Below are 11932 nucleotides of genomic sequence, written 5' to 3'. Positions count from 1 at the left end.
TTTGCTCAGTGGGCACCCGACGTGCGGGCTCGCCCGCCAGGCATCATCAACTTAGTGCATTGTCCACATTTTGCTATTTAATTTTTATTAATTTTGTTTTTATTTTTATTTAATCGTGCCATCTTAAGAAAAATCGTCGAAATCCATTTTTTCCGAATCCAGCCGAGGCGGTCGCCGTATCGAGATTCGTCCGCAAAGGTCCGGATTGCCAATAGCGGAGTTAGCCATGAGTCATTCTCCATCACTCGTGCCGCAAATCACGACAGACCGGGACGTCTATCTTGTGCTCGATGATTTCGGCCGCCGCCTGGGCCGGGCTTGGTGCGAGACGGCCGAGGAGGACGCCAATCGCGCGACCCTGCTCAGACATCTCGCCGAAGGGCAATATCTCCATCCCGCACGTATTGTGGCCTTCAATACCGCGGAGGGATGGTCGCGCGATGCCACCGCCGAAATCGCCGATGAGCTGCGCCGCCGCTTCGTCGAACTCGAGGAGACGGATCCCTCGCTGTTGGAGTTTCTGGAAAGAGCAGCGAGGCGTTGAAAGGTCGAACATGGAACGCGGATGAACTGCAAATTATGCTCGAACGAGGACCGCGGCGATGTCCGATCGCGGACTCGCTGTCATGCGCCCCCCCGCAAACATCCCGCGCGTTAATGCGCGTGGTCAATGAGTTCTTACCGCTCCGCCGCGATCGATCGTTCGCATTAAGGATGCCTCGACGAAGTTCGGCAAGGCAAGGTTTTGCGCCGTATACTCCCGCGACCTTCGCAGATCCGTTTCGGGCAACTGGGGCACCACCGCAATGTCTCGTACTCTCGCTGTCGTTTTCTCAACGGGCGTCGCCGCCATTTCCATGACGGGCGCGGCCTCCGCCGGCTGCTACAATTGCTACACGCCGCCGCCGTGCACGACCTGCTACCAGCAACAATATGTGCCGCCGCAATACCGCACCGTCGACGAGACCGTGATGGTCTCGCCCGGCTCCGTGGTCGCGCACCGCACGCCGGCGCAGTATCGCACCGTGATGGTGCCGCAGACCGTGATGGTCGCGCCGCCGAGCGTCCAGTACGAGCGCATCCCGCCGCAATACGCCACCCGGCAGCGAGTCGAGATGGTCTCGCCGGGGTATTCCTATTACGCCCCGGTGCAGATGAACTGCGCGTCCTGCGGCTACTGACGCCACGTTGAGAGCAGGCTCATCGGGCGCCGTTTGCTTTTGGCGGGGGTCCAGCGGCCGGTTGCTCGCGGCGCCAGCCTGACGATTGCGATCACGCCGGCAGTCTCGGCAGCGTTGACTACGCTCGCTGCAAGCTTCCTCAAGGCGTGACCACAAGATTTGGCCAAGATGAGCCGAAAACTAACTTTGGTCGCCTTGCGTCCAAGGCGGCCATTCGCTAAGTGCCTGATCTTCCAGCTTTGGAAGGGTGGCCGAGTGGTTTAAGGCACCGGTCTTGAAAACCGGCGTGCCCGCAAGGGTACCGTGGGTTCGAATCCCACCCCTTCCGCCAGTATATTGTTCTCCACTGTTCGCAGTCGTTCGAACTCCACAGCAAAATCAGTGACTTGCGCCGAAGAGCTGTACTTTGCAGTTCGCCGGTGTTCCCCCTAATCGGGGCACTGACCGTAGCATTAGCCCGTGGGTTCGGAGGACGGTTTTCCTGGAGGAACAATGGCTGGAAGGCTCAAACCGCTCGACGTAGAGCGCCAAAGCAAGCCCGGTAAATACGCCGATGGTGATGGGCTCTACTTGATCATCACCGGACCAACGTCGAAGAGCTGGTCATACAGATATTGGAAAGACGGCAAAGAGCGCTGGCACGGCCTGGGCTCCTTGAAGGAAGTGTCGCTAAAAGATGCACGGCTGGCACGGGATGCGGCGAGGCTGCGCGTGAAAGGCGATCGCAGCACCGCCGGCGTGGACATAGTGCAGGAGAGGCGAAAGGCGCGTGAAGAAGCGAAAGCCGTCGAGGCCCAGGTTGTGTTGCCAACGTTCGAGGAATGCGCGGAAGCCTACATCCGGACGAATTGGTCGACCTGGAGCGAGAAGCATCGCGATCAGTGGCCATCGTCCCTCAAGCGTTACGCCTATCCCACAATCGGCAAGCTGACCATCCCGGAGATCAAGCCGAGCCACATTCACGATCTGCTCAAGCCGATCTGGGTGGAGAAGCGCGAGACTGCAAACCGGGTTCGCGGCCGGATCGAAACGATCATTGCGAAGAACGTTGACATCGACGATCCAGACTTCCGCAATCCGGCCGAGCTTACGAGGCAGTTGCGCGAAAAGCTACCAAAGCGCCCCAAGCGGGTCGTCCGTCATCATCCGGCCTTGCCGTACACTGAGGCGCCGGCGTTCATGAAGCTCCTTGCCGGTGCACCCGGAACAGCTGCCGCCATGCTCCGATTCCTCATCTTCACGGCCTGCCGCACGAACGAGGCGGTCGAAGCGCGGTGGTCTGAGATCGATCGGTCAGGCTCGACTTGGAAAATCCCCGGCGAACGAACGAAGATGGACCAGGACCACTACGTTCCTTTGACGGATCCCGCGTTGGCGGTCCTCGACGAGATGCGAAACGGCCGCCAAGGCGAACTGATCTTCACCAATCCGGACAGCGGGGCATTCTCCGAAAACGCGATGCTCGCGGTACTTGATCGACTCGGCTACGGACATGTGACGGTGCACGGATTCCGATCTACCTTCGCAACCTGGGCTGAGGAATGCACCGACTACCCGGATGGCGTACGCGAAGCTGCACTGGCCCACAAATACAAGAGCGAGACCACCGCAGCCTATCAACGAGGTCATAAGCTCGAAAAGCGCCGGGGGCTAATGAAGGATTGGGCCGTATTCCTGAGCGGCGCCAATGTCACCCAATTGGATGACCGGAGGACAGGGTAGGCGTCGAGCAGACACTGAGGGTCAAAAGCGTTGGTTGCGTCCAATCTTAAAGTGTACGGTCTGCCCCAAGAAGCTGACATGGCGACGCGCTCGGCAAAAGGTCGGCTCAGGGCCCAGCAGCCGACATTAGGCGCGGCTCCCCAGTGGGGCATGTCGGGCAAGATGATGACTGGGATTGCGTCGGCAACTCGAGCCGGCGCCGACCGCAGCTAGTCTAATCTTTTGCCAGCTGGCGGGACCGGGGATGGTGTGCTGTCGCAGGCTGCGGTAGACTTCCTTGCGACCAAGGACCGACGCTCTCCTGTGGGAGGTCGATGTGGACATAACGGATTGGCTGCGCCGCCTCGGGTTGTATCAGTACGAGAGCGTGTTTCGCGACAACGACGTAGACGCGGAGACCCTGCCCAGCTTGACCGCAGACGATCTGCGTGAACTCGGCATCACATCGTTGGGCCACCGCAAGAAGCTCCTCTCGGCGATCGCCGCCCTTTCCCCGACGCTTGGCAAGGACCTGGAGGATGATCGCGGGCCTCCGCCAAAGGAAGCCGGTAGTTCACGACCATTGATGAAAACGCGGCACGCCGAGCGCCGTCATCTGACGGTCATGTTCGCCGACCTCGTCGGTTCGACTGCCCTTTCGGAGCGCCTCGACCCCGAGGACATGAGTGAGATCCTTGCGGCCTACCACCAAGCGGTTGCGGCGGAGGTGGCCCGCTTCGAGGGATACATTGCCAAGCTCATGGGTGACGGCGTGCTGGTTTATTTCGGCTGGCCGCAGGCGCATGAGGACGAGGCCGAACGTGCGGTGCGCACCGGGCTTGCAGTCGTGGAAGCCGTAGAGCGGCTAGAGAATCGAGCGGGCCGTACTCTTTCCGCGCGCGTCGGTATCGCAACCGGCCTGGTCGTGGTTGGCGACGTTATGGGGGAAGGGGCTGCCCAGGAAGAAGGGATTGTCGGCGCCACGCCGAACCTCGCCGCGCGTCTGCAGCAGTTCGCGGAGCCCGGAGCTGTGGTGATCTCCGAGAGCACGCGGCGCCTTCTTGGCAGCTGGTTCGCGCTCACCGACCTGGGCCCGCAACAGATGCGAGGGATCAAAGCCTCGGAACCGGCGTTCCGCGTTGTTGGGGAAGCGGCGGCCGAAGGTCGGTTCGAGGCCCTGCGACGAGCCGAGGTAGGTCCATTGATCGGCCGCGAACACGAACTCGCTCTCCTTCTCGATCGCTGGGAGATGGCCAAAGGCGGCGAAGGTCAGGTCGTACTGTTGTCTGGCGAAGCTGGCATCGGCAAGTCTCGGATTGTCCTCGCGCTGCGTGAGTGTCTCCGCCACGAACCTCGGTTCCGGATCGGATATTCCTGCTCGCCCCATCATGTGGACAGCGCGCTCTGGCCGGTGAGCGTCCAGCTCCAACGGGCGGCAGGGTACCTGCGTGAGGATGCACCCTCATTGAAGCTCGAGAAGCTGGAGCAGCTCCTCGACAAAGCGGGCGGGTTAGGGGAGGACGCGACGCCGCTGCTCGCCGAGCTGATGGGGCTGCCGCTCAATGGACGCTACGCGGCGCGCGGCGGGACACCGCAGGAGAAAAAGGCGCGGGTCTTTGGCATTCTCCTGGCGCAAATGGAGGGGCTCTCACACCAGCGGCCGATGCTCCTGGTCCTTGAGGACGCGCATTGGCTCGACCCGACGTCGGCGGAGCTTTTCGAGCGGATGGTGGATAGGATCCGGGTTCTGCCGATACTTCTCGTCGCCACTTTGCGGCCTGACGTGCCGACGCCTTGGACGAATTTCCCGCATGTCACATTCCTCAGCCTCAATCGCTTGGGGCGGCCAGCATCCCGAGCGCTTATCCAGAGAGCAGCGGGCGGACGGCAGCTTCCGCCCATCGTCATCGAAGCCATCCTCTCCCGCACCGAGGGCGTGCCGCTGTTCGTCGAGGAATTGACGAAAGCGGTCCTCGAATCGGTGATCTGGAAGACAACGGCCGGCGATGGTCATCTCGAGCTCGTCGGCCCACTTCCGCCGCTGGCCATTCCGGCGACGCTGCAGGAGTCGCTCATGGCGCGCCTCGATCGCTTGGCTCCGGCACGCGAGGTGGCGCAGATCGCTGCTTGCATCGGCCGGGAGTTCGACGAGGAGGTCGTCGGCGCGATCGCGGGATACCCGGAGCTGCAGCTGACGGCGGTGCTCGATCAACTGTGTCGCGCGGGGCTCATCCAACGACGTGGGATGCCGCCGCATCATACGTACAGCTTCAAGCACGCGCTCGTCCGCGACGCGGCCTACGCCACCTTGCTTAAATCACCGCGTCAGCAACTGCATGCGCATATCGCGCAAGCGATCGAGCAGTTGCGGCCGGAGATCGCGGCGGGCCAGCCCGAGATCGTCGCCCATCATTTCGTCGAAGGCGGCCTGCTCGACCAAGGGGCAATTTATCTTCTGGCCGCCGGTCGGTTGGCAAAAGCGCGGCATGCCGTCAAAGAGGCGGTCTCCCAACTTGAAACGTGCCTGCAGCTCACGGCGCGTCCTCGAGACAGTGCAGCATCGGCCGATCGAGGCACCGAGCGCGAGTGCCTCCTGATGCTGGGTGACTTGGCCGGCGTCGAGGACGATCTCGACAGAGCGAACGACTACTACGAGCGCGCCATGGCGCTCGGCGAGACCGATGCCGACCGCGACCGCGCGCGCAACTGCGTTCACCGCGCCCGGTACGCGGAGCGGGACGGCGCGCGTCTCGTCTTCTATGAGCACGGCAGCGGCGAGCCGACGATCGTATTCATCAATCCCATTGTCTACGGGCTGTCGACCTTTGAACCGATTCTCGAGCAGCTTCGCCAAGAATTCTGTGTCATCACGGTTGACTGCCGCGGCGCCGGACGATCATCACCTCTGATGCGTCCTTACTCGACGCTCCAACACATGGAGGACCTCCGCGCGATCATCAAGGCCGCCGGTGCCGTCCCAATCATCGGCGTCGGCATCTCGCGCGGCTCCAACCTGCTTATCCAGCTCGCCCATGCGCACCGGGAACTCGTCGGAAAGATGATGACGGTGGGCACGCCGATGATGGGAGCGCTACCGGATGGGCGCCCGGTGTTTAACCCGGATTACATGGCTCATCGTAAGGACGCCTACGCTCGGGGCGACGTTGAGGAATTGATCCGCTTGCAAACTCGGTACGTCTACAGCGAGCCAGATGCCGAAGATTTGCGGCGGATGGCCATCGAGCGCATGTGCAGGTTGCCGACCGAGACGATCCTCAGCTTCTACGATCCGGATCCGGGCATGGACATTGCGCCGCTGCTCGAATCGATCGCTGTTCCGACGCTCGTCGCGCACGGCCGAGAAGACCAGCTGGTCACCAGCGCCGCGAGCGAATTTATCGCGTCCCGCATCCCGGACGCGCAGCTCTATGTCTTCGACGGCAAGGGGCACAATCCGATGTTCTCGGCCACGGACGAGTTTTGCGATGTGCTTCGCAATTTCATTCGCACGGGACGCGCGGAAAGAACGTCTCAAGGATCGCTGGCAGCGTGAACAAAAAGTCAGGGCAGCTGGCTGCGGCCCAAGCGTCGGCTGAGGGCGGTTTGGCCAGCAGAGTTCATCCCGGAACTTAAGGATCGATGCGGCGAGATCGAGACCGACGCGCTTGACACTCATAGTGGACCTCCGGGCGCGAGCCCTGCTGGCGGCGAGGACCGAGATTGCCGTGTAGCACTAGCGTCAATCAAACGTCACCGAAGCGCAGCAGATGTCTCAATTGAGTCAAAATGCGAAGAACTCAACCTGAGCAAATCTAGTCTGCCTCGCCTCGATAAGCGGACCTCAACGAGGTGCCGCGACTTCGCTGATGGGGCAATAGGCGACCTGGACCACATCGACGACATGAAAGCGGCCGCAAAGTGAGGCGGCCTTACTCTCCTCGCTTGCTTTCCCGTTCATGGTCATCGAGCATTTCTAACTGGCTCGCAAGCTGTGGGCGATGTTGGTGAGCAGGGCGACTTTCTTTGGGGATACCGATGACGCCAGCTTCAATCTTGAGGGCTTTGGCGGCCTTCCGACGCTCAATGGCGCTAATCATTACAGGCTCTCCGGTCGGTTGTGCACAATCGCCGCCCACGGTTGCGCGGACAAGGCCGCCCGCTTAATCTGCGTCGCGGGCAGCGGCTTCCCAGCCCCGGGTGGGTTTGCAAAACCCCGGTGCCCAACGGATTGCATATCCGCATCGTGTGATCTGAGCAAAATTGCTCATGCTCTTGCCAATTGAGGCGGCCCTACTGTCGGGTATGGCGCTTCAAAATCGCAACGCGCCGTTCACGCTGCCACACTTCTAAGTCGTGCCCGTCGAGCATCTGGGCGGCCTTGGCCTTGGCCTCCTCGTCGTCAGCGCATTCGAACTCATGAACCCCGCTGATATGCCCGTCCTCGCTCATGATGTAAGCGCGGTAGTCCATCGTAGTCGTTCCCTTTATTGGAACGATTATACCCGGCGCCAAGCGGGTGAAAAGTCAAGTTGGGCCACACCCGTTTTCAACTTAGGCCACTAGCGTCGGAAACAGGCCAGCGCCCCCTGAGGGCATGAGAACACTTAAGCAACGCAGAACTGATCATGAATCGCCGGCCGCACATCCAGAGTCCGTTTAGGGTCAAAAGCAGCGGTCGAAGTGAGCACGGCGCCGCGTCCGGTCTGCCGCCGATAGCCGACAATACGATGGTCTCAGCATTGTTCGGTCAAGGTCCGGAAGCGGCAGTCGTCAACGAGGGGACGAAGAGGCAACCGAGGCGGCCTTACTCTTCCTCATGTTGCCTTTGCGGCCGACGCGGGGGTCCTAAAGTCCGGCAGGCATGCTATTGCTTGTTCCAGCTCTCTTGCGATTGCCTTGTAACGAGTGAGCGCCCGCGCATAGACGTCGCGCTTGAGCTGGCTCCTTGCTGCCTGTTGAAGGCGCTCGCATTCGGCCATTTGCACGCGGAGCAGTTCTAGATGGGCCCGCATCTCTTTAATGGACAAGTAGTCTATCCCACATCCGCTTTGGCTGAATGGCGAACTTGGACACCCGCCAAGGCAAACCATGAGAACTGTCGATGAGGTCCGCAATGCGTCAGAATGCGAAGTGCTCAAAGTGAGCAAAGTCAGTCCGCTCGACGCCACCAAGCGGACCACATTGAAAGGCGTCTCCACTTCGCCGATGGGCCATTTTCGGACTCATGGGGAAAAGCGATTACCTCATTTGGCCTGCAACAGCTTCGAGGTCGGTAGATCAAGGCCAAGGCGCCTCAACTGTCCTCGGCTAGACGTTCAGCTCTGCGGAGTTCCCTCAATCGCGAACCCTGGCCAGGCGGTATCAAAGAACCGAAACACGTTCTCGAGCAGCCTTGCGACTGGTGCCGAAAGGCGCGATGATATTGCACCGGGCGTAGTACCGGCGAATGTTCAACGAGTGTCCTGCTTCGTCCTGCAGTTAAGTAAATGCCGGGAGGGGTCGATGGTACACGTTGGCAAGCACGCGGTTGTGGTGGGCGCGGGAATGGGCGGTCTTTTAGCCGCACGCGCTTTGGCGGATCATTTCGACGAAGTAACCATACTTGAGCGTGACTCGTTTCCGGATTCGGCTGATGCGCGCAAAGGCGTACCGCAAGGACGGCATACGCACGGATTGCTTGCCCGCGGGCGCGAGGTACTCGAGCAGTCGTTTCCCGGATTTACTGAGGAAATAATCGCTCAGGGAGCGGTACCTGCGGACATCGTCAACGATGGGCTTTGGTTCAATTACGGCGTCTATCTTCACAATGCCCCCAGCAAGATGGTTGGGCTCGGGGTGAGCCGACCGACGCTGGAAGGCTTCGTGCGACGGCGGCTCCTTCAACTACCCAACATTCGGGTGCAGGAGCGTCGTGACGTGGTGGAGCCGGTGTTTGATCTCCCCTCCGGCCGCGTGACCGGTGTTCGCGTCCAGTCAAAAAATGGCTCAGGCGACAAGGAAAGCCTGGAAGCCGATCTCGTCGTTGATGCAAGTGGTCGCGGGTCATCAAGCCCCACATGGCTCAATGCGTTTGGTTTCGCAAAACCGCCGGAGGAGCAGGTCACTGTCAATCTCGGCTATGTCACCCGCTTCTGTCGTCTCAAGCCCGAACATATGGAGAATTACCTGCATGGCAGGAAATTCGTTCTTATGGGGGCGTGCTTGCCTGATTTTCGCTTCGGTGCCCTTCTGCCACAGGAGCGCGAACGTTGGACCGTGACATTAGGCGGTTACATGGACGATCAAGCACCACTGGATGATGCTGGTTTCCTTGAGTTTGCACGTGGCTTGCAAAAGCCGGAAATATTCAACGTGATCCGGAATGCGGAGCCGCTTACTCCGCTCACGCCATACAAGTTTGTTTCGAACACACGACGTCACTACGAGAAACTGACTCACTTTCCGGAAGGCTATCTGGTGTATGGCGATGCCTTGTGCAGCTTCGATCCGGTCTATGGTCAGGGAATGACGGTAGCTTGTGTGGAATCGCTGGCCTTGCGCGAGTGCCTGGCAAAAGGAAAACAAGGGATTGCTCGCCGCTTCTTCCAGATGGCCAGTCGGGTCATCGAAACTCCCTGGCAAATCGCCGTGGGCAGTGATTTGCAAAACCCGCGCGTTGAGGGCAAGCGGACGGCGCAGGTGCGCTTTGTCAACTGGTACATATCGAAGTTTTACCGAGCGGCGCAACGTGACGGCGCGCTGGCAACCAGGTTCCTGGAAGTCGCCAACCTTATGCAACAGCCAACCGCGTTGCTAAGCCCAGCGAACGCGCTGAAAGTGTGGATTGGAAGTCGGGACATGCAGCATCCCGACCTTGGTCAGGGGCGCCAAGCCGCCTAGCCACGGTGGCGACATGTCGCAACCGACACCTTTGTTCAGTCGCGCGCCCACAGGCAGCATCGCGAGGCGTTAGTACTCAATCTCAATGTGCGGTGCGGTCCCGGTAGGTTGCGTAAGCGCGTTTGCAACTGCGTGGCGGCGGCAGCGAAGTACGCATCCATCCCGAGCTGGGCGGTCTTGGTGCGCCACCCGGGAAGGCGAGTGGCCCATCTCGTAAGTGGGTCGAAATGCGAAGAACTCAGGTTGAGAAAATCTGGTCCGCTCTGCCACGATGAGCGGACTCCCGTCAGACAGGGCGCAACTTCGCAGATGGGCCAAAAGCGGTCGAACCGCCATCGCATCTTATGGTTGCACCCCTCATGATTCTGTACATAATTGTCGAATGGAAATTCGGGATGCCAAGATTGAGGACGCAGAAGCTGCTTGCCTTGTGATGAGGCGGTCGATCGCAGAACTGTGCGAGGCTGATCATAAAAATGATAGGGGCATCTTGGAGCGTTGGTTGAGAAACAAGACTCCCGAGATTTTCTCCGCTTGGATAAAGCAGCCCGGTAATTCGTTGCTCGTCGCCACGGATGAAGGCAAAGTTCTTGCCGTGGGCTCGGTCACTGACGCAGGCCAAATTACTCTGAATTACGTTTGCCCAGATGTGAGATTTCAAGGCGTCAGCCGTGCCTTGCTTCGGGCGCTCGAAGAGAGGGCACTAGAGCGAGGCAATACGCGGTGCATCCTCACGAGCACTGAAACCGCCCTTCAATTCTATAAATCGAACGGCTACACGACCGATGGCCAGCCGGTCGGCAACTTTGGTACTAGCTCTGGCTACCCTATGTTGAAGGTGCTCATCAAGAATCCAACTTAACGGCTAGCGACTTCCGCTTCGGGCCCCTTAGGCGACATAGGCGAGTTGACTGTTATGAAATAGGACGATGTGAGGAGAACCTGCGAATAGCCAAGAAGAAGTCGGTCGCGCGCATCAGGTACGTCGTCAAGTATGAGTTTGACGGCTCGCCGCACTACGGTGCAATTCAGATCGAGGATTGCAGCGGATCAAGCGAGGCCAGAGAGAATTTTGCTGATGAATGGCTCTTTAGCGGCGAGGTACTCTTGAATGCCGCCAGTATTGTCCCGTTCCAGCTTAAGCTTTAGTTCTTGGTATCTCATCCGATCCACTGGGTGCTCTCGCAGGTGCTCTCGAAAAAGCAACATTCTATCGATCTGCGCGTGGCCTTCCCGACAGATATGAAGTTTGTGCGCCCGGAGACCGGCCACATCGCGTTTGAAGAAATGATGGCCGTCCGACAGATCACCTCCGCGTCGATAGCCCAACTCTTCAAGCGATTGCGTCCAATCTTTTATCGCTCCGGCGAGAGTGATCACCGCAAGTATGTCGATTTCGCCTTTCGCGGCTAATTCGGGCACCGCGGTGCTTCCAACGTGATGGATTTCCACCAGAGCCGATCCGAAGACAGGTCGCAGGCGCGCTTCCTCCTTCGCATATTCTTGCGGCCACCTCGGATCATAGTGCCGTATTGGGCTGGTGAGCGGCATGCGCCAAATCCTAGCCGAGATGCAGACCTACGAAAAGACCGCCGCCGGTTGACTTCCGCTCCGGGTCAGAATCGGGCATCCCGGCTTTCTCAGAACTTAGTCCGCTTCTGGCTGGAAAAGCCGACATCCCGGCACTTACTGGGTGCGGGACGCTGCAGGGCGCCCGAGATCGTAGTTTTCAACCGTAGCTATGAATCTGAGCCGCAAAAGAACGAACGCTATCAAGGCGATTTGGAGGAGGGAGTATCCGCTGGTCTACGTTTCACACCAGAGCTCTGCCAAGTGAACCGATCTTACGATCTTGCATATTCATTCGGCCCTCAACCCGCGAGTGCGTTCTTGGCGACGCGCGGTTTCCTCGCGGAGTCGCCGCTCGACATACGCCTCAATGCTGCGCCACGTGATCTTGCGAGACGAGCCTTCCAGGTAGCTTTCCAGTACCCCTTCATTCAAGAGCTCATAAGTTTTTGCGCGTCCAATTCTCAATACCCTCATGGTTTCTTGGACGGTGGCGACGAGCGCCGGTCGCGTCTGAACCGGGAGCCCGGGAGCACTGTCGGAAGTCGCTATCATGATTGGAGCCTTTCTGGTCGAGAGGAAGAGTGCGTGTCTGCGCTTCG

At 59.6% G+C, this 11932-nt stretch carries 9 protein-coding genes and 1 tRNA gene; 7 read left to right on the top strand and 3 right to left on the bottom strand.

Features of this window, described 5'->3' with window-relative positions:
• Positions 1-226: 226 nt before the first annotated feature.
• From ACM43_RS20045 to ACM43_RS20025, 5 genes are all read left to right on the top strand, one after another.
• Positions 227-544, top strand: a complete 318-nt coding sequence (locus ACM43_RS20045; protein ID WP_036028058.1) for a hypothetical protein — start codon at positions 227-229, stop codon at positions 542-544.
• 313 nt (positions 545-857) lie between these two features.
• Positions 858-1181, top strand: coding sequence for a hypothetical protein (locus ACM43_RS20040; RefSeq protein ID WP_036028057.1), 324 nt, complete (start codon positions 858-860; stop codon positions 1179-1181).
• Between the two features lie 241 nt (positions 1182-1422).
• Positions 1423-1512 (top strand) — tRNA-Ser (locus ACM43_RS20035).
• Between the two features lie 161 nt (positions 1513-1673).
• Positions 1674-2903: a tyrosine-type recombinase/integrase gene (locus tag ACM43_RS20030; RefSeq protein ID WP_271542244.1), complete on the top strand. Its 1230-nt coding sequence runs from the start codon at positions 1674-1676 to the stop codon at positions 2901-2903.
• A 316-nt stretch (positions 2904-3219) separates the two neighbouring features.
• Positions 3220-6435: an alpha/beta fold hydrolase gene (locus ACM43_RS20025; RefSeq protein ID WP_271542242.1), complete on the top strand. Its 3216-nt coding sequence runs from the start codon at positions 3220-3222 to the stop codon at positions 6433-6435.
• Positions 6436-6811: 376 nt separating this feature from the next.
• Here the strand turns inward: ACM43_RS20025 and ACM43_RS20020 are convergent, their stop codons facing one another.
• Together ACM43_RS20020 and ACM43_RS20015 are read right to left on the bottom strand one after the other, a co-directional pair.
• A complete protein-coding gene (locus tag ACM43_RS20020; RefSeq protein WP_271542241.1) occupies positions 6812-6979 on the bottom strand; it encodes a hypothetical protein in 168 nt (55 codons plus the stop codon).
• A gap of 193 nt (positions 6980-7172) precedes the next feature.
• Positions 7173-7352 (bottom strand): hypothetical protein, encoded by a 180-nt coding sequence (locus tag ACM43_RS20015; RefSeq protein ID WP_271542240.1) that lies wholly within the window; start codon positions 7350-7352, stop codon positions 7173-7175.
• Positions 7353-8384: 1032 nt separating this feature from the next.
• On the opposite strand from ACM43_RS20015, the gene ACM43_RS20010 reads away from it, so the two are divergent.
• Both ACM43_RS20010 and ACM43_RS20005 read left to right on the top strand, forming a co-directional pair.
• Positions 8385-9761, top strand: a complete 1377-nt coding sequence (locus ACM43_RS20010) for an FAD-dependent oxidoreductase (RefSeq protein WP_271542239.1) — start codon at positions 8385-8387, stop codon at positions 9759-9761.
• Positions 9762-10143: 382 nt separating this feature from the next.
• Positions 10144-10623 (top strand): GNAT family N-acetyltransferase, encoded by a 480-nt coding sequence (locus ACM43_RS20005; RefSeq protein WP_271542238.1) that lies wholly within the window; start codon positions 10144-10146, stop codon positions 10621-10623.
• 188 nt (positions 10624-10811) lie between these two features.
• On the opposite strand, the gene ACM43_RS20000 is transcribed toward ACM43_RS20005, so the two are convergent.
• Positions 10812-11312 (bottom strand): GrpB family protein, encoded by a 501-nt coding sequence (locus ACM43_RS20000; protein ID WP_271542237.1) that lies wholly within the window; start codon positions 11310-11312, stop codon positions 10812-10814.
• Between the last annotated feature and the right edge of the window lie 620 nt (positions 11313-11932).

The organism is Bradyrhizobium sp. CCBAU 45321 (assembly GCF_028128975.1).
GTDB classification, from domain to species: domain Bacteria; phylum Pseudomonadota; class Alphaproteobacteria; order Rhizobiales; family Xanthobacteraceae; genus Bradyrhizobium; species Bradyrhizobium yuanmingense.
This window is presented reverse-complemented; position numbering and strand designations above follow the sequence as displayed.